We start from the raw sequence: 18709 nt of genomic DNA, 5'->3' as shown, positions 1-18709 counted from the left end.
GAAGACGCAGATGGCGCGCGACGACAAGCTCAAACTCGGAACCTTCGTTTACACCTTTGGCTTCAATCCCGCGGGTTGGCTTCACCCGGCAAGCGACGTCAACGGGGCAAACAAAATCGACCATCTGCTGAATGTGGCGAAGGTTTCAGAAGCCGCGAAGTTCGACTTCATGTTTGTGGCAGATTCGCCTGCCGCCGCCATCGGCGACGCAGATGCTTTGGCCCGTTCGCCAACAAAGATGAATCGGTTCGAGCCACTGACGCTGATCACAGCTTTGGCAGCCATGACCGACCGGCTGGGTTTTGTTGCCACGGCCTCCACCAGCTATTACGAGCCCTACAACATCGCCCGCATCTTCTCCTCCATCGACCACTTGAGCGGCGGGCGGGCCTGCTGGAATGTGGTCACTTCCGATCACGACGAGACCGGTTACAACTTCAACCGCACCGGCCTTGATCCACACGCCTTGCGGTATGAACGGGGGGAGGAGTTCCTCGATGTCGTTTTCGGCCTGTGGGACAGCTTCGAACCGGATGCCCTGCTGCTGGACCGCCAGAGCGGCGTCTATTACGACAAGGACAAGCTGCATACGCTGAACCACAAGGGCAAGCATTTTCAGGTGCGCGGCCCGCTCAACAGTGCGGCGACACCGCAGGGCCGACCGGTGATCGCCCAGGCCGGTGGCTCGGAAGCCGGCATGGAGCTTGCGGCCCGCACCGCCGAAATCGTCTTCAGCCTGGCGTCCAGCATCGAGCGCAATGGCGCCTTCTACCGCAATGTCAAAGAACGGATGGGCAAGTACGGCCGCAGTCAGGACGATCTGAAGATGATGCCCGGCATCGTCGTCAATGTCGGCGAAACGAAAGCAGAGGCACAGGCCAAGGTCGATTTCCTGATCGACAACCTTCATCCGGATGTCGGCCGCTGGATGCTTGGGGAGTTCCTGGAAACGGATCTATCGGGTGCTGAACTGGACAAACCTTTTCCGATGGAACGTCTGCCGAAGGAGCCAAAAGGATCGAAGGCGCTGTTCGAGGAGCTTGGCGACTTCATCCGTCAGGGTCACACGCTCGGACACCTGATCCGGCATTATGCAGAAAAGAGCACGGGCAACGGCATTACCGGAACGCCGAAAGAGATTGCCGATTTCATGGAGGAATGGTTCGAGGCACGCGCTGCCGATGGCTTCATTCTGATGTTCCCGACGCTTCCGGCAAGCCTCGACGACTTCGTCGAACTTGTCGTGCCGGAGCTGCGCCGCCGCGGACTGTTCCGGAAAGAATATGAGGGATCGACGTTGCGCCAGAACCTGGGCATCTCAACGCCACCCAATCGCTACGTTGCCAGTCGCTTAGCCGGCGAATGATTCAAGCAGCTCCGTCATCGCCTGTCGGAAACGCTGGGCGATGACATCTCGGCGGATATGCCGCCCATCCTTGACGAGCTTGTTGCCTGCGACCCAGACGCTGTCGACGTCGGCGCCGTTGCCAAAAATCCAGCTGTCGAGCAGGCGGTCGCCTTCAAAGCCGATCGGGTGGCGGGGCGTCAGGCTGACCAGATGGGCCGCGAGCCCTTCCGCAATGCCGCTTTGAACGCCGAGCGCCGCGGCACCGCCTTCACAGGCACTCTCGAACAGTCGGCGGCCGCTGGAGCCGTTGGCAGCTGCCACGACATTACGCGCCCGGTTTCCCAGGCGCTGCGAATATTCAAGCTGCCGGAGTTCATCAGTGATGCCGATCAGGACGTTGGAATCCGAGCCGACGCCAAAACGACCGCCGGCATCCAGGAAATTCGGCGCCGGGAAGACACCATCACCCAGATTGGCTTCCGTGATCGGGCAAAGTCCGGCGATCGCTCCGCTTCTGGCCATGCCAAGGGCTTCCGCCTCTGTCATATGCGTCGCATGGATGAGGCACCAGCGCTTCGACAGATCCGCATGGTCGAGGAGCCATTCGATCGGACGCTGGCCGGACCAGGCAAGGCTGTCCTCGACTTCCTTCACCTGCTCCGCTGAATGAATGTGGATCGGCCCTTCGAAATCAAGACCAGTCAGGACGTTGAGTTCCTCCGGCGTGACGGCACGCAGGCTATGCGGTGCAATGCCGACCACCATGGAGCCACGGTCCTGCTCCAGCCTCCGACACGCCTCCAGCAAGACAACAAATTGGTCCAAGTCGTTGATGAAGCGGCGCTGACCCTCGATCGGCGGCGTGCCGCCAAAGCCGGAATGGGCGTAAAAAACCGGAAGGAGCGTCAGCTCAATACCGGTTTCGTCGCTTGCCGCAACGATTCGCTCCGCCATCTCGGCGAGGTTGCCATAGGCTCGGCCGTCCTTGTCGTGATGCAGATAGTGGAATTCGCCGACCCGGCAGAAGCCGGCTTCCAGCATCTCCACATAAAGCTGCGCCGCCACTGCCTCCATCTGCTCCGGGTTCATGGTCAACGCGAAGTGATACATGACGCTGCGCCAACTCCAGAAACTGTCCGCCGTCGGCCCCCTCAGTTCCGCGAGTCCCGCCATGCCGCGCTGAAAAGCGTGGCTATGGAGGTTCGCCATGGCCGGAACGATGATCGAATGGCGCTCGTCACCAGGCGCAGGCGCCGTGTCCGGTTGGATGGAAACGATCTTTCCTTGCTGCACCGACAGGCGCAGGTTTTTCACCCAGCCCTTTGCGGTCAGCACCTGTTCGGCAAAGATCGTCATCATCAGCTCGTTCCCTACGGCATTCTGAAATGGACTTGCGCTTCTAGCCATTAAGTATATACATAATGGCAAAACCACATGGGAACAAGCAACAAATCGGGAGTGGCCTTGATGGCTGCAGGCGACCGCATCTGGAAAAACGCCCGCCTTCTGACCATGGCCGAAGGCGCAACAGAGTTAGGCCTCATAGAAGACGGCGTGCTTGCCGCCCGCAACGGCCGCATTGCTTACGTCGGCCCCCAATCCAGTCTTCTGGCTGAACTTGCTGGCTTCGAACCCGTCGACTGCGAAGGACGCCTCGTCACCCCTGGCCTCGTCGATTGCCACACGCATCTCGTCCATGCCGGCGACCGGGCGCAGGAGTTCGAAATGCGGCTCGCTGGTGCGAGTTATGAGGAAATTGCCCGTGCCGGCGGCGGCATCGTATCGTCGGTTACTCAGCTTCGCGCCGCCACGGAATCAGAACTCGTTCGCCAGACCCTGCCCCGCCTCGACGCGCTGCTTGCCGAAGGCGTGACGACGGTCGAAGTCAAGTCGGGCTATGGCCTGGCAATTGCCGACGAGCTGAAAATGCTGCGTGCCGCTCGACTGCTGGCAGCAGAACGCTCCGTCTCCGTCGCGACCAGCTATCTCGGCGCCCATGCAACGCCCGCGGACTACAAGGGCCGCAATGGCGACTTCATCAGGGACGTGGTCCTGCCTGGCCTGGAACAGGCGCATGAACAGGGGCTCGTGGATGCAGTGGACGGCTTCTGCGAAGGCATGGCTTTTTCGCCAAACGAAATGCGCCAGGTCTTCGACCTTGCCCGCAGCCTTGGCCTTCCCGTCAAGCTTCATGCAGACCAGCTTTCCAATCTCGGCGGCGCAAGACTTGCCGCTGAATATGGTGCTCTTTCGGCCGACCACCTGGAATATACGGATGACGCGGGCGCTGCCGCCATGGCGAGGGCCGGCACGATCGCCGTCATCCTACCTGGCGCCTTCTACTTCATCCGCGAAACAAAAAAGCCGCCGATCGAGCTGTTCCGCAAGCACGGAACGAAGATGGCTCTGGCGACCGATAACAATCCCGGCACCTCCCCCCTCACCTCACTGCTGCTGACCATGAATATGGGCGCCACCCTGTTCGGGATGACGGTCGAGGAATGCCTTGCAGGCGTGACGCGCGAGGCTGCCCGCGCGCTCGGCAGGCAGGCGGAAATTGGCACGCTCGAGGCCGGAAAATGGGCCGATCTTGCCATCTGGAATGTCGCACGACCCGCCGAACTCGTTTACCGCATGGGCTTCAATCCGCTGCACCAGAGGGTGTGGCATGGCGAGCCGGCCTCCTAATCCAAAGTGAGCAGAGACGCTATGACCATTATTCTCCACCCGGGCTCTGTGCCGCTTTCCGATCTTGCCACCATATACTGGCAGAAATCCGCCGTGCGGCTTGATCCGAGCTTCAACGCAGGCATAGAGCGTGCCGCGGCGCGCATCGCTGCGATTGCCGCCGGCAACGAACCTGTCTACGGCATCAATACAGGCTTTGGAAAGCTCGCCTCGATCAAGATCGACAGCGCCGATACGGCGACCCTGCAGCGCAATCTCATCCTGTCCCATTGCTGCGGGGTCGGCGCGCCCCTGCCGGAAAACATCGTGCGCCTGATCATGGCGCTGAAGCTGATCTCACTCGGGCGGGGCGCTTCCGGCGTCCGGCTGGAACTCGTGCGGCTCATGGAAAACATGCTCGAAAAGGGCGTCACGCCGGTCATTCCCGAAAAAGGTTCGGTCGGCGCCTCCGGCGATCTGGCCCCCCTCGCGCATCTCGCTGCGGTTATGATGGGCGAAGCCGAGGCATTCTTCGCCGGCGAAAGACTATCCGGAGGCGAAGCCCTAGCACGCGCCGGGCTCAAACCCGTCGTTCTGGCCGCCAAGGAAGGACTGGCGCTGATCAACGGCACCCAGGCATCCACCGCGCTGGCGCTGGCCGGTCTGTTCCGCGCTCATCGAGCCGCCCAGGCTGCCTTGATCACCGGCGCCATGTCGACCGACGCGGCGATGGGCTCGTCCGCACCCTTTACGGCAGACATTCACACGCTGCGCGGCCACAAGGGCCAGATCGATACGGCTGCCACGCTTCGCGCCCTATTGGAAGGCTCAGTCATCCGGCAGAGTCATCTGGAAGGTGATGAGCGGGTCCAGGACCCTTATTGCATTCGTTGCCAGCCACAAGTGGATGGCGCCTGCCTCGACCTGCTTCGCACCGTTGCCCGGACACTGGAGATCGAGGCCAATGCGGTCACCGACAACCCGCTGGTCCTGTCCGACGACAGCGTCGTGTCCGGCGGCAATTTCCACGCGGAGCCTGTTGCCTTCGCTGCCGACCAGATCGCTCTCGCCGTCTGCGAGATCGGCGCCATTGCCCAGCGTCGCATTGCTCTTCTGGTCGATCCTGCTCTCTCGTACGGCCTTCCCGCTTTCCTGGCACTGAAGCCCGGCCTGAACTCCGGCCTGATGATCGCTGAAGTGACCTCGGCGGCGCTGATGAGCGAAAACAAGCAGATGTCGCATCCGGCATCCGTGGATTCGACACCTACCTCAGCCAATCAGGAAGATCACGTTTCCATGGCATGCCACGGCGCAAGGCGGCTGTTGCAGATGACGGACAACCTCTTCGGCATCATCGGCATCGAGGCCATGACGGCCGCTCAGGGTATTGAATTCCGGGCGCCGCTGACCACCAGCACCGAGCTGCAGATAGCCATCGCCTGTCTTCGTGCCGTCGTGCCGACCCTGCACGAAGACCGCTATCTGGCGCCCGATCTTGAAGCCGCAGCCAGGCTCATAGCCGATGGCAGCCTGATCGCCAGCGTTTCCGCTGGCCTGCTGCCGACGCTCGCATACTGATAGACCCAGATATCCAACTTCTTCATCAAGAGGCACCAGATGACCAATCCGCGCCACAATATCCGCGACGTCCGCGCGCCTCGCGGGCCAGAGCTCAACGCCAAAAGCTGGATGACCGAAGCGCCCCTCCGGATGCTGATGAACAATCTGGATCCGGACGTCGCCGAAAATCCGCATGAACTAGTGGTTTACGGCGGCATCGGTCGGGCCGCCCGTACCTGGGACGACTTCGATCGCATCGTCGCGACCCTGAAGACGCTGACGGAAGAAGAAACACTGCTCGTCCAGTCCGGCAAGCCGGTCGGCGTCTTCCGCACTCACAAAGACGCGCCGCGCGTGCTCATCGCTAACTCCAACCTGGTGCCGCACTGGGCGACTTGGGATCATTTCAACGAACTGGATAAGAAGGGTCTTGCCATGTACGGCCAGATGACCGCCGGCTCGTGGATCTATATCGGCACGCAGGGCATTGTGCAGGGCACTTATGAAACCTTCGTGGAAGCCGGCCGCCAGCACTATGGCGGCAGCCTCAAGGGCAAGTGGATCCTCACCGGCGGGCTCGGCGGCATGGGCGGCGCCCAGCCGCTTGCAGCCGTCATGGCCGGCGCCTGCTGCCTTGCCGTCGAATGCGACGAGACCCGCATCGATTTTCGCCTGCGCACCCGTTATGTCGATGCTAAGGCGAAGACGCTCGACGAGGCTCTGGCGATGATCGCGGAATGGACGGCGAAAGGCGAAGCGAAATCCGTCGGGCTGCTCGGCAATGCGGCTGAGATCTTTCCCGAGCTGGTGGAGCGCATGAAGGCCGGCGGTCCACGCCCGGATATCGTCACGGATCAGACCTCCGCGCATGATCCGCGCAACGGTTACCTGCCCGTTGGCTGGACTGTCGAACAGGCCAAGGCGGCGCGCGAAACCGATCCGAAATCCGTGGAAGTGGCCGCCCGCGCTTCGATGAAGAGCCACGTCGAAGCCATGGTGGCCTTTTGGGATGCCGGCGTGCCGACGCTCGACTATGGCAACAATATCCGCCAGGTCGCCAAGGACGAGGGCCTCGAAAATGCCTTCGCCTTTCCGGGCTTCGTGCCCGCCTATATCCGTCCGCTGTTCTGCCGCGGCATCGGCCCCTTCCGTTGGGCAGCTCTCTCTGGCGATCCGGAGGATATCTACAAGACCGACGCCAAGGTGAAGGAACTGCTGCCCGACAACAAGCACCTGCACAACTGGCTCGACATGGCCCGCGAGCGCATCGCCTTCCAGGGTCTGCCGGCGCGCATTTGCTGGGTGGGCCTGGGCGACCGTCACAAGCTCGGCCTTGCCTTCAACGAAATGGTCCGCAACGGCGAACTCTCAGCGCCTGTTGTCATCGGCCGCGACCATCTCGATAGTGGCTCGGTCGCCTCGCCCAACCGCGAGACGGAAGCGATGAAGGACGGTTCGGATGCTGTGTCCGACTGGCCGCTCTTGAACGCACTGCTCAACACTGCATCCGGCGCCACCTGGGTGTCGCTGCATCACGGCGGCGGCGTCGGCATGGGCTTTTCGCAGCATTCCGGCATGGTGATCTGTGCCGACGGTTCGGAAGATGCCGACCGGCGCCTGGAGCGCGTGCTGTGGAACGACCCAGCCACCGGCGTCATGCGTCATGCCGATGCAGGTTATGAGGTCGCCCTCGACTGCGCCAAGGAGAAGGACCTGCGGCTGCCCGGTATTCTGGGGAACTGAGGCTGATGCGGATCCTCCGATCGGCCGACTACAAACGCATGCCGTGGAAGAACGGCAAGGGGGAGACGGTGGAGATCGCCGTCTTTCCGCCCGGTGCCAATGTTTCCGATTTCGATTGGCGCATCAGCATGGCGACGGTTGCGGATGACGGAGCCTTTTCCGTCTTCGATGGCATCGACCGGACCTTGAGTGTCCTGACGGGGGACGGCATGCAGCTCTCCGTCGAAGGCCGCGCGGCCGTTCTTCTCAAGCCTTCGTCAGCGCCTTACACCTTTCCTGGTGACGTAGGGACGACCGCGGCTTTGACCAGTGGCGTGATTTCGGATCTCAATGTCATGACCCGACGCGGCAGGTTCACGCACCGGGTGACGCGCATACTTGCCAGCGGCGAAACCACTTTGGCGGCGCAAGGCGAGCTGACCATTGCCATCGCGGCGGACGAGGTACGGCATGACGCTGACCTCCTGAAGTCGCTCGACGCGATCCTGCTGGAAAAGCAGGACAGGCCGGTGGCTGTTCATCTCGATCGGGAAACGGCGATCTTCCTGATCGAGATCAATCCGGTGTAAAGGATCAGGCCGCTGTCAGCGCCTGGCGGCGCAGCAGCATGCCGAACAGGTCGCGTGGCTCGTCGGGATCCGCCAGCAGATCCAGCTCCTCAAAGCACTCGCTGCCGCGCAGCTTGTCGTGCACATAGCGCAGCGCTGAGAAATCTTCGGTCGCGAAGCCGACGCTGTCGAACAGGGTGATCTGATCCGCCGACTGCCGTCCCACCTGCTCGCCGCTGATGACCCGCCAGATCTCGGTTACCGGATAATCCTGCGGCAATTGCTGGATTTCGCCCTCCACCCGCGTCTGCGGCGGATATTCGACAAAGATGGAGGAACGCAGCAGAATGTCCCGATGCAGTTCCGTCTTGCCCGGGCAATCGCCGCCGACTGCGTTGATATGGACGCCCGAACCGATCATGTTGTCGGTAAGGATAGTCGCATTCTGCTTGTCCGCCGTCACAGTCGTAATGATGTCGGCCCCTTCGACGGCTTCCTCAGTCGAACGGCAGGCCTCGATCGTCAGGCCCAGTTCAGCCAGATTGCGCCGGCAGCGCTCGGTTGCCGTGGGATCGATGTCGTAGAGCCGCAGACGGTCGATCCCCAGTAGGGATTTGAAGGCCAGCGCCTGGAACTCGCTTTGCGCGCCATTGCCGATCACCGCCATTGTCCGGGCACCTTTTGGCGCCAGATGTTTGGCGACAACGGCCGACGTCGCTGCCGTCCTCAAGGCGGTCAGGATGGTCATCTCGGAGAGCAGCAGCGGGTAGCCGCTGTCGACATTCGAAAGCACGCCGAAAGCCGTGACGGTCTGCCGGCCGCTGCGCGTGTTCTTCGGATGGCCGTTGACATATTTGAAGCTGTAGAGGGTTCCGTTGCTGGTCGGCATCAGCTCGATCACCCCGTCATCCGAATGCGAGGCGACACGGGCTGTCTTGTCAAAGCTTTCCCAGCGAAGAAAATCCTCCTCCACATAGTCGGCCAGCTCTCGAAGAAAGATTTCCGTTCCGGTGCTCAGCACGAGATCCATCATGTTCTCGACGCTGACGAAGGGGACGATATTGAGCTGGTCGGTGGCAGGCATCAGTAGCTCCTTGTCGGGCGGTCCATGACCTGGCGGCCCATCAGGCTGGCAGTGAGATCGACGAGCAGGGTCGCGGTACGGCCGCGCTCGTCGAGGAATGGGTTGAGCTCAACGAGCTCGAGGCTGGAAACCAGGCCGCTGTCATGCAGCATCTCCATGACCAGATGCGCCTCGCGGAAGGTCGCTCCTCCGGGCACTGTCGTGCCCACCGCCGGCGCCACCGAAGGGTCGAGGAAATCCACGTCCAGGCTGACATGCAGCAAGCCGCCGGCCGCCTCGACCGTGGCAATGAAATCCCGCAGCACCACCGCAACGCCATGCTCATCGATAGAGCGCATGTCATGGATGGTGACGCCGCTGTCCTTAATCGCCCGGCGCTCTGCCGGATCAACGCTGCGGATCCCGATCATGCAGACATGGGCAGGATGGACCGGATGCGACAGACCGGGAAGATAACCTTCAAACCCGGGCCGGCCCGTGAAATAGGCAACCGGAACGCCGTGAAGATTGCCGCTGTCGGTGGAGTCAAGCGAATGAAAGTCCGTATGAGCATCCAGCCAAAGCACGAAGAAGGGGCGGTCCTTTTCAGCTGCTCGACGTGCCAGCCCGGGTATAATGCCGGCAGCCATGGCATGATCGCCGCCCATAAAAATCGGCATTCCTTCCGCGCTTTCCCGATATGCGACATCGGTCAGCAATCCGGTCCAGGCAGCGATTTCCGGCAGTTGGCGAATGACGGCATTGGGATGACGGATGTCTGAAAATTCGGTTGGCATTACGTTGCCGAGATCGGCGACGCTATGCCCCAGTTCCTCCAGCGCCGGCTGGAGCCCGGCGGTTCGCAAGGCGCTCGGACCCATTTCGCAACCGAGCCGCGATGCGCCGTCCTGCAAAGGTACGCCGATCAGTTTGCAATGCATTCTCTGTCTCCGTTTTCCACAATTGATCACAGGCGTTCGGCAATGTGTATGGGACGAATTGCCATTTGTTCCAGCACACTTTACCAATTTGGCAGTACAATAAGCCGATATGGAACATGGACGATCTGGATAACAATTTGATCACGCTCCTGCGTCACAATGCGCGGCGAAGCATATCCGATCTTGCGGCGGATCTTGGTGCTTCGCGCGCGACGGTTCGTGCCCGCATGGAAAAACTGGAAAAAAGCGGCAGCATCATTGGCTATACAGTGATCCTGCGTGCAGACGCAGTCGAGCTGCCGGTTCGCGGCATCATGATGATCGAGATCGAGGGGCATGTGACGGACCGGGTGATCAAGGCGCTTGGCGGATTTCCCGAGATCTCGGCGGTTCATACCACCAATGGCCGCTGGGATCTGATCGTCGAACTCGGCGCGGCGACGCTCGGAGATTTCGACAATGTTCTTCGCCGGATCCGGCTGGTGCAGGGCATCACCGCCAGTGAAACCAATCTCCTGCTCGCCACGCCGCGCAGCACCAAGGCGCGCCTGTAATTCGTTCGGCAACAAAAGGGCTGCGGCGCGATAGCGTGCCACAGCCCTCCTATGTTCTCGGCCGCAAATGTTATTGCGGGGTCAGGTCGAAGCCGAACCACTTTTCCGACAGCTTCTTGAGCGTGCCGTCGTTCTTGGCCGCGGTGATCGCCTCGTCGAACTTCGCCTTCAATGCCGTGTCGCTCTTGCGCAGGCCGACCGAGCTGCCGGCACCCAGGAAGCCGCCCTGGAAGCGTGGGCCGGTAATGATCATGTCGCTATTGCTCGGCTTCTCGACCGCCGTCTTCAGGTAACCCATAGAGGCCATGATGAAGTCCACGCGTCCGGACAAAAGATCAAGGTCGTGCTGCTCGGTCGTCTTGTATTCGCGAACCTCGACGACCCCTTTCAGGTATTCGTCGATAAAGCGTGCGGCGATCGAGGCGCTCTGGACGCCGACCACCTTGCCCTTGAGCACCGGCTTCATCTCTTCGACTGCCTTGCGGGCGCCGGCTTCGTTGGAAGCGAGGGAGAAGAGTTCACCTTTCATCGGCAGCTTTGCCAGATCGCTATCCTTCAGTGTTGCGAAGGACTGGCCGGTGCTCCCGTAGGAGATCGAGAAGTCGATGGCTTCCTTGCGCTTGTCGGTGGCCGACATGCCGGCCATGATGGCATCGAATTTGCCAGCATTAAGGGCCGGAATCATGCCATCGAACGCCTGCGCGACGATCGTGCATTTGATCTTCATGTGGTCGCAGAGATAATGCGCCAGTTCCACGTCGTAGCCGTCCAGCGTGCCGTCTGCCTTAGTCAGGTTATAGGGGGGAAACGCGCCTTCCGTGGCGATGGTGATTTCGGTCTTGTCCTGGGCCGCTGCTCCGGTCGCGAATATGCACAGTGCGGCGAATGCCGCGGCAATGGCTGTCTTCATGAGTTTCATTGTATTCCCCTTCTCTTTGTTGAGCATTCGGTTGGCTAGTTGCTGATGAACTTGCGGAAGCGATCCGATTGCGGATTGGTGAACATGTCCTGCGGAAGCCCCTCTTCCTCGATCGCTCCCTGATGCAGGAAGACGACGCGGCTGGAGACGTCGCGGGCAAAGCCCATCTCGTGGGTGACGACCAGCATGGTACGACCTTCATCGGCGAGCGAGCGCATGACGCGCAGCACTTCGCCCACCAGTTCGGGATCGAGGGCCGATGTCGGCTCGTCGAACAGCATCACCTTCGGGCGCATGGCAAGGGCGCGGGCAATCGCCGCGCGCTGCTGCTGGCCACCTGAAAGGTGAGCCGGGTAATGATGGCGCTTTTCTGCTATGCCGACTTTGGCAAGCAGCGCTTCGGCCTCGTCTATGCATTCCGCGCGTGGCCGCTTCTGGACGTGCAGCGGCGCCTCGATAATGTTTTCCAGAACGGTCTTGTGGGACCAGAGATTGAAGCTCTGGAACACCATACCGAGCTGCGAGCGGATCCTTGCCACCTGTTTGCGATCTGCGATCCGCATCTTGCCGCGGGCTGCCGGTCTTAAACGGATGGTTTCATCGGCAACGGTAATGTCACCGGCATCCGGCGTTTCCAGCATGTTGATGCATCGAAGCATGGTCGATTTGCCGGAGCCTGAGGATCCGAGGATCGAGATGACCTCGCCCTCCCGCGCCGTCAGGTCTATGCCTTTCAGGACCTCCACCGGCCCAAAGCTCTTGCGAAGGCCTCTGACGGTAATGGCGGCGGCGGCAGATTGTTTGGATGTCATACTATCTCGCTTCTGCCGCGGGGACGTCGCGCAGGCTGGCCGGCTGACGCAGATGCGGGCTCATTTGGTATTCGGCGATGGCCACGAAGCGGGTGAGGATGAAGTTGATGGCAAGATAGATCGCCCCCGCCACCATAAAGACTTCCACCGCCCGGTAGGTTTCGGAGATAAGCTTGGCGGCGACGCCTGTCACTTCCATGATGGTGATGACCGAGGCGAGCGAGGTCGCCTTGACCATGGAAATCATCTCGTTGGAATAGCCCGGCAGTGCCTGGCGGATGGCGAGCGGCATGGTGATCCGCCGAAACACCAGCAGCCGCGACATGCCGCAGGCGCGGGCCGCCTCGATCTGTCCATGCGGCACCGCCAGCAGGCCGCCGCGGATGATTTCCGCCGAATAGGAAGCTGTGTTCAGCATCAGCGCGATCACGGCGCACCAATAAGGGTCGCGCAGCACGAACCAGAACATGCTCTGGCGCACTTCGCGGAATTGCCCAAGACCGTAGTAGATGAGGAAAATCTGCACCAGCAGCGGCGTACCGCGAAAAACGAAGATGTAGGCGCGCGCAAGCCAGTCGAGCGGCAGGATGCCGGAAAGCCGGCAGAGCGCCAGACCCAGGGCCAGCACCGCGCCGAGAATGATGGCGCTCGCTGCAAGCTGCAGCGTCAGCGGCACTGCAGAGATCAGGGTCAGGAAGGTCTCGTAAAGGAAAGGCAGGTCCATCAGCCTCTCCTCACGCCGCGGGAAAAACGTCTCTCGCTGAATTGCAGCAGGCCGCCCGACACTGTCGAGATGGCCAGATAGATAGCCGCGGCGATGATGTAAAAATCGAATGGCAGACTGGTCGAGCCGGCGCCGATCTGCGCCTGCCGGAGCAGTTCGACGACGCCGGTCACCGAAACAAGCGCCGACTCCTTCAGCACGACCTGCCAGACATTACCCATTCCCGGCAGTGCATAGCGCAATGCCAGCGGCGCGAGGATGCGATGGAAGCGGACCCAGCTCGACATGCCGCAGGCGGTCGCCGCTTCGAGTTCTCCCGGATGTACGGCGTGATAGGCGCCCCGAAGCACTTCGGTCTGCTGTGCTCCCGAGGTGATCCCGACCGCAAGCGCGCCAGCCAGAAAGCCCGGAAAGCCGATAAACCCCGTCGCCCCGAACAGGCGACCGATTGCCGTGACGACCGCGCTGCCGCCGAAATAAAAGAGGTAGATGACCAGTAGGTCGGGGATGCCGCGCAGTACGGTGGTATAGGTGCCGGCAATGGCTCGGGTCACAGGGCCGCCGGAAATTTTGGCCCATGCGCCGAGGCAGCCGAACACTGCCCCGATCAAGAAACCGGCGGTTGCGATCAGGATCGTCATCAATGCGCCAGCCGCAAGCGCTGGTCCCCAGCCATTGGGTCCAGTGCCGATCAGATCGAATATCGTCGCTTGGTTCATAGGAATGCCGCCCATTGCAGGGCCTGCCGCCCAAGATGGGCGTTGTCTCTCCAGCCGCCGACTTGGCAATCAGGCACGGGGAACGCCTGCGGATCGGGCTGCAGAGCGTTACGCATGACGCCTCTCGGGGATCGGCGGCTGTACGTCATCGGGAATAGGATTGACGAAGGGCGTGTCTGCCAGCCGCTCGGCATGATCCGCCTTTGCCGCGGCGATCAGCTCCGGCTTGAGGAAGAGTTCCGCAGCGGTCGATGCCATGACCTTGGCAGCGTGGGCCATGCCCTTGTGCGCCGCCGGCAGTTTGCCTTGGGCGACCAATTGCCAGGAATGGCCAGGCGTGCCGACCGCATAGGTCGCGCCGCGCACCTGCACGGTTGGAACCACCCAGCTGACGGTGCCGACATCCGTGGAGCCGACAATCGAGCTGTCGCCACCGTAGAGCGGGAAGATCACATCGCAGAGCGAAACCCCTTTGCGGACCTTCAGCCCGAAGCGCGCGAAGGAGGCGGCTATATCGGCGGCGCTGAACGTCTTCTGGAACTCGGCGGCGGTTGCCCGATCGGCATCGTCAAAGGCAGGCAGCCCGATACGCTCGATATGGCCATGCATCAGGGTCTCGAGTGGCGTATTGCCCACCAGGTTCGCATCGCCGCTGATGATTTCGCTGCGAACGCTTGTCCCGGTCATCAAGGCTGCACCGGCGGCGACATCCTTGACCCGATCGACCAGTTCCAGCAGATCCGGCAGGTCTCGCGCCCGCACCAGATAGCGCACCGAAGCACGCGCCTGCACCACGTTCGGCGCGTGGCCGCCGGTATCGGTGACGGCATAGTGGATGCGCGCTGTAGATGGCATATGCTCGCGCAGGTAGTTGACGCCGACATTCATCAGCTCGACGGCATCGAGGGCGCTACGGCCCAGATGCGGCGTTGCTGCTGCATGCGACGCGCGACCGGTGAAATGAAAATTCAGCTCGTTGCAGGCCAAAGAAATCGGATTATTGACACCGACAAAGGCGGCGGGATGCCAGCAGATGGCGATATCCACGTCGTCGAAGACGCCGGCCCTCACCATAAAACCCTTGGAAGAGCCACCTTCCTCCGCAGGACATCCGTAATAACGGATCCGGCCTGGAAGATGATTCGCCGCAAGATAATCCTTGACGGCGGCAGCGGCGAGCATCGATCCGGCGCCGAGAAGGTTGTGTCCGCAGCCATGCCCATTGCCACCCGGAACAAGCTCCCGGGGCTGGGGAAGTCCGGCCACCTGGCTTAGACCCGGCAGCGCATCGAACTCGCCGAGGATGGCAATCACCGGCCCACCTTGGCCAGCCTCACCCATGACCGCCGTCGGCATGCCGGCAAGATTGCGGGTGATCCGGAAACCTTCCGCCTCAAGCTGTTCGGCATGAGCTTCTGCCGCCCGATATTCTTCGTAATTGGTTTCTGGAACCTCCCAGACGCGATCGCTCAGATCAGCGAAGGCAGCCGTCTTTTCCTCGACCAGATCCCAGACCGCATCAGAATTTTTCATGCTGGCTATTTTCTATTTCATCCAAAATTGGTACCAATCTACGAACAGAATATCATTTGCGCAACCGGATTTTTTGATTAGTTCTTGTGCAAATCGCCTCTGATGAAGACGAGATCAGGTTCATGACGACTTTCTTCGCCGCTCCTTCCCTGGAAGAGGAAACCGACGCCACCCAGCTGATCCTGACGGACATCCAAAGCGGCCTTTTTCCGCCTGGTGCATGGCTGAAGCAAATCGACCTCGAAAGCCGGTATGGACGGGGACGCAATGAAATTCGCCGAGCACTGGACCGGCTGGCGCAGAAGCGGGTGGTCGAACACGTGCCCAACCGTGGCTACCACGTCTATTCGGCGGATGGAAAACAGGCCTCGGACATCGCCGAAATCCGTATCCTGCTGGAAACCGGCATCGTCTCGAAGGTCATTCAGCATGCTTCGCCTGAAGATATCGACAACCTGCGCAAACTGGCCGAGCGTTTCGAAGAGCTCACCCTGCACGGGACCGTGCTCGAGCTCTATGAGGCCAATCTGAATTTTCATCGCGGCTTCGTTCGCCTGTCCGGCAATGGCGAACTGGAAAGCGTGATCGCCGAACTCCGCCAACGGACATCCTCGGCGCCGGTTTCTCAATGGAAAACCCGCGCACGAGTCGAGATATCTGCCCGGGAGCATCACCAGATGGTGGATGCGCTTCAGGCGAAGGATGAAATCGGGCTGCGGGAACTGGTCGAACGGCACATTCGCCAGTCCTGACAAAACCTGCCTGGCTTGATCAGGCAACCGCTGGACGAACAGACCTCAGCTTATTCTCCCGGGCAGGATCGAGCTTAGGATCTGGCGGGCAGTGCCTTTGATGATGCCCGCTTCACTGGGATCACCTTTCATCAATGCGCTGGTCATCGCCTTCATCTGCTTAAAGGTGAAATGTGGCGGCAGAGGCGGCACTTCCGGATCTGTCTTGACCTCCAGAACGGTTGGGCACCCACAGGTCAGTGCTTCTTTCCAGGCATCGCTCAGCCGCTCCGGATCATCCACATATATGCCCTTCAGCCCGATCAGCTCGGCGAACTTGTGGTAGGGCACGTTGGGAATGTTCTGCGACGCCTCGAACTTCGGGTCCCCTGCCATCACCCGCTGCTCCCAGGTGACCTGGTTGAGGTCTTCATTGTTGAAAACGCAGATCACGAAGCAGGAATTCGCCCAGGTCCGCCAGTATTTCGCAACCGTGATCAGTTCGGCCATGTTGTTCATCTGCATGGCCCCGTCACCAACGAGGCCAATGACCGGCCGGTCGGGATGGGCATATTTCGCGGCAATGGCGTAGGGCACCGCTGCTCCCATGGAGGCAAGGCCGCCCGACAGGGATGTCATCATGCCGCGGCGCATCTTGATGTCGCGTGCATACCAGTTGGCGCAGGAGCCGGAATCGCTGGTGACGATGGCATGATCGGGAAGCAGCGGAGACAATTCCCACGCCACTCTTTGCGGATTGACCGGGTTGGCTTCCGCCATGGCGCGCTCCTCGAGCAAGTCCCACCACTTGGCGGTGCTTTTTTCGATCCTGTGGCGCCAATCTCCTTCTTTCTGCTTCAGAAGCGGCAGCAGGGCCTTCAGTGTATCGGCGGCGTCGCCAACCAGGTTGACATCCATTGGATATCGAAGAGACAGCATGTCGGCCTTCAGGTCGATCTGGACCGCCTTGGCTTGGCCGTCCGGGGGAAGGAACTCGGAATAGGGAAATCCCGAACCAATCATCAGCAGCGTGTCACACTCGCGCATTAGTTCCCAGGATGGCTCTGTTCCAAGCAGACCGATCGACCCGGTAACCCAAGGCAGGTCGTCTGGCAGCACGGCCTTGCCGAGCAAAGCCTTGGCGACGCCTGCCTGCAGGCGATCCGACACCGCGATCACCTCGTCGGTAGCCCCCAATGCGCCGGCGCCGACCAGAATGGCAACCCGCTCTCCGGCGTTCAGAATATCGGCGGCAGCTTCCAGATCACTCTGGTGGGGCACCGTTTTCGGCGCCCGATAGCCGACCCCTGAATGAACCGTGCCATGCTCCCGAGGGGGTTCTTGATACGGCATTTCCTGCAGATCGTTCGGAAGGATGAGGGCTGTCACGGTCTTATTGGCAAGTGCTATGCGCACTGCCCGGTCGACGAGATGGCGAACCTGCGTAGGCGTCGCTGCCTGGTGCACGAAATCACCCGCAACATCCTTGAACAGTGATAGGAGATCCAATTCCTGTTGGTAATGCCCGCCGATGGCACTTCGAGCCTGCTGCCCGACGATCGCGAGCACCGGTTGGTGGTCGAGGCGGGCGTCGTAGAGGCCCGTCACGAGATGGCTGGCGCCCGGTCCCGATGTCGCAATGCAGACGCCGAGCTCCCCGGAAAATTTGGCATAGGCGGAAGCCATGAAGGCGGCCATTTCCTCGTGCCGCGCCTGGATGAAGTCTATCTTCCCTCCGGCCCGGTTCAGGGCGCCGAACACGCCGTTAATGCCGTCGCCGGAATAGCCGAACATGCGGCGCACGCCCCAGGCATGCAGACGCGCTACGATGAAATCGCCAACAGTATCCGACATAAAACACCTCGAAGAGCTGGATCGCCCCGAATCGGTGGCGAGACGCCGTGACTGACCCGGACGCGGCTACAGGCGAGCCGGCGGACGAACCCGCCTAGCTCTGCAATACCAAAGGAGGGGCGGGAGAAACTCCGCCCCGATCTCGCCTAGTTTTTTGTCTGTTCCGGCTCAGCCATCTTGCGATGCTGGTTGGCGAGCATTCCGGCCGGCGTGAGGTTGGCTGCCGCCGACATCAGCTTGTTCTTCCAGCCGGAAACAACATCCCCTTCGCCGTCCATCATGGCTTCGAAACCGACCTTGGCCACGAAAGCCGGATCGTCTTTCTTGCCTTGGCCGACCGGGGTATCGAGCATATCCGCACGCTCGAAAAATTCCGTATCCGTCGGGCCGGGCATGAGGCAGGTGACCGTAACGCCGGTTCCCTTGAGCTCGTCCCGGAGCGCAAAAGAGAAGCTGTTGATGAAGGCTTTCGTGGCGTTGTAGACGGCTTGGAAGCTGCCAGGCATGAAGCCTGCAATGGAACCCGTCAATAGAATGCGTCCTTGACCACGGGTCTTCATCCGGTTGCCGATATCGTGGATCAGGGCGATCGTTCCGATGATATTGGTATCGACGACGCGCTGGGCCTGTTGAAGGTCTTCATCAAGGAAACTGTCTCCGAGACCTCGCCCGGCATTCGCCATAAGCAGGTCGACCGGCTTCCCCAAGGCCGCAATGCCGGCAGTAAAGCGGCGAACTCCATCCTGCGTGGCTAGATCCACCTGCATGGCTTCAACGCTGACAGCAAATTCCTTGAGTTTCAGCGCCGCTTCCTGGATTTGCGGTTCGTCTGCGGCGATGACCAGATCGTAACCCTGCTGTGCCGCACATTTGGCAAGCTCATAGCCGATACCGGTGGAAGCACCTGTGACGACCGCCAAACCTTTTCCTGTTGCGATGGGATTCATTGGGCTTTCTCCTTTTGATGATAACCCAACTTGCCGAGCGCGCAGC

At 61.0% G+C, this 18709-nt stretch carries 17 protein-coding genes; 7 read left to right on the top strand and 10 right to left on the bottom strand.

All coding sequences use genetic code 11. From position 1 onward, the window contains the following. Window positions 1-10: 10 nt before the first annotated feature. A complete protein-coding gene (locus E2F50_RS15915) occupies window positions 11-1366 on the top strand; it encodes an LLM class flavin-dependent oxidoreductase (protein WP_133317169.1) in 1356 nt (451 codons plus the stop codon). Here E2F50_RS15915 and E2F50_RS15910 read toward each other — a convergent pair. Beyond that, window positions 1352-2707, bottom strand: coding sequence for a formimidoylglutamate deiminase (locus E2F50_RS15910; protein ID WP_133317168.1), 1356 nt, complete (start codon window positions 2705-2707; stop codon window positions 1352-1354). The genes E2F50_RS15915 and E2F50_RS15910 overlap by 15 nt on opposite strands. A gap of 108 nt (window positions 2708-2815) precedes the next feature. On the opposite strand from E2F50_RS15910, the gene hutI reads away from it, so the two are divergent. The 4 genes from hutI to E2F50_RS15890 are packed head-to-tail and all read left to right on the top strand — an operon-like array spanning window position 2816 to window position 7887. Continuing rightward, window positions 2816-4036 (top strand): imidazolonepropionase, encoded by a 1221-nt coding sequence (gene hutI / locus E2F50_RS15905; RefSeq protein WP_133317167.1) that lies wholly within the window; start codon window positions 2816-2818, stop codon window positions 4034-4036. A 21-nt stretch (window positions 4037-4057) separates the two neighbouring features. Beyond that, window positions 4058-5593 carry a histidine ammonia-lyase gene (gene hutH, locus E2F50_RS15900; RefSeq protein ID WP_133317166.1) on the top strand — a complete coding sequence of 512 codons (1536 nt, stop codon included), beginning with the start codon at window positions 4058-4060 and terminating at the stop codon, window positions 5591-5593. A gap of 39 nt (window positions 5594-5632) precedes the next feature. Then, window positions 5633-7318, top strand: coding sequence for a urocanate hydratase (gene hutU / locus E2F50_RS15895; protein WP_133317165.1), 1686 nt, complete (start codon window positions 5633-5635; stop codon window positions 7316-7318). Window positions 7319-7323: 5 nt separating this feature from the next. Continuing rightward, on the top strand, window positions 7324-7887 hold the full coding sequence (locus E2F50_RS15890; RefSeq protein WP_133317164.1) for a HutD/Ves family protein: 564 nt from the start codon (window positions 7324-7326) through the stop codon (window positions 7885-7887). Window positions 7888-7891: 4 nt separating this feature from the next. On the opposite strand, the gene E2F50_RS15885 is transcribed toward E2F50_RS15890, so the two are convergent. Next, the gene (locus tag E2F50_RS15885) at window positions 7892-8950 is read right to left on the bottom strand and encodes an ornithine cyclodeaminase (protein WP_133317163.1); all 1059 of its coding nucleotides are present in this window, start codon (window positions 8948-8950) and stop codon (window positions 7892-7894) included. Continuing rightward, entirely contained in the window at window positions 8950-9870 is a 921-nt protein-coding gene (gene rocF / locus E2F50_RS15880; RefSeq protein WP_133317162.1) for an arginase, read from the bottom strand. Before rocF ends, E2F50_RS15885 begins: the two co-directional genes overlap by 1 nt. Before the next feature lie 116 nt (window positions 9871-9986). Between rocF and E2F50_RS15875 the strand changes: the two genes are divergently transcribed. Then, window positions 9987-10424, top strand: coding sequence for an Lrp/AsnC family transcriptional regulator (locus E2F50_RS15875; RefSeq protein WP_133317161.1), 438 nt, complete (start codon window positions 9987-9989; stop codon window positions 10422-10424). Between the two features lie 70 nt (window positions 10425-10494). On the opposite strand, the gene E2F50_RS15870 is transcribed toward E2F50_RS15875, so the two are convergent. From E2F50_RS15870 to E2F50_RS15850, 5 genes are all read right to left on the bottom strand, one after another. Further along, complete coding sequence (locus E2F50_RS15870) at window positions 10495-11343, bottom strand: transporter substrate-binding domain-containing protein (RefSeq protein WP_133317160.1); 849 nt, start codon at window positions 11341-11343, stop codon at window positions 10495-10497. Window positions 11344-11378: 35 nt separating this feature from the next. After that, window positions 11379-12155 carry an ABC transporter ATP-binding protein gene (locus E2F50_RS15865; protein ID WP_133317159.1) on the bottom strand — a complete coding sequence of 259 codons (777 nt, stop codon included), beginning with the start codon at window positions 12153-12155 and terminating at the stop codon, window positions 11379-11381. 1 nt (window position 12156) lies between these two features. Next, the gene (locus tag E2F50_RS15860) at window positions 12157-12879 is read right to left on the bottom strand and encodes an ABC transporter permease (protein ID WP_133317158.1); all 723 of its coding nucleotides are present in this window, start codon (window positions 12877-12879) and stop codon (window positions 12157-12159) included. After that, window positions 12879-13598, bottom strand: coding sequence for an ABC transporter permease (locus E2F50_RS15855; protein WP_133317157.1), 720 nt, complete (start codon window positions 13596-13598; stop codon window positions 12879-12881). The genes E2F50_RS15860 and E2F50_RS15855 overlap by 1 nt, the downstream gene beginning before the upstream one ends. Window positions 13599-13706: 108 nt before the next feature. Continuing rightward, the gene (locus tag E2F50_RS15850; RefSeq protein ID WP_133317156.1) at window positions 13707-15131 is read right to left on the bottom strand and encodes a M20 family metallopeptidase; all 1425 of its coding nucleotides are present in this window, start codon (window positions 15129-15131) and stop codon (window positions 13707-13709) included. Between the two features lie 122 nt (window positions 15132-15253). Between E2F50_RS15850 and E2F50_RS15845 the strand changes: the two genes are divergently transcribed. Next, the gene (locus E2F50_RS15845; RefSeq protein ID WP_133317155.1) at window positions 15254-15883 is read left to right on the top strand and encodes a GntR family transcriptional regulator; all 630 of its coding nucleotides are present in this window, start codon (window positions 15254-15256) and stop codon (window positions 15881-15883) included. 45 nt (window positions 15884-15928) lie between these two features. Here the strand turns inward: E2F50_RS15845 and E2F50_RS15840 are convergent, their stop codons facing one another. Both E2F50_RS15840 and E2F50_RS15835 read right to left on the bottom strand, forming a co-directional pair. Continuing rightward, entirely contained in the window at window positions 15929-17716 is a 1788-nt protein-coding gene (locus E2F50_RS15840; RefSeq protein ID WP_133317154.1) for a thiamine pyrophosphate-requiring protein, read from the bottom strand. A gap of 146 nt (window positions 17717-17862) precedes the next feature. Further along, complete coding sequence (locus E2F50_RS15835; protein WP_133317153.1) at window positions 17863-18663, bottom strand: SDR family NAD(P)-dependent oxidoreductase; 801 nt, start codon at window positions 18661-18663, stop codon at window positions 17863-17865. Window positions 18664-18709: the final 46 nt, after the last annotated feature.

The organism is Rhizobium deserti (assembly GCF_004358025.1).
Lineage (GTDB): Bacteria > Pseudomonadota > Alphaproteobacteria > Rhizobiales > Rhizobiaceae > Neorhizobium > Neorhizobium deserti.
The sequence above is the reverse complement of the archived record's forward strand: the minus strand, read 5'-3'. Positions and strand labels throughout refer to the sequence as shown.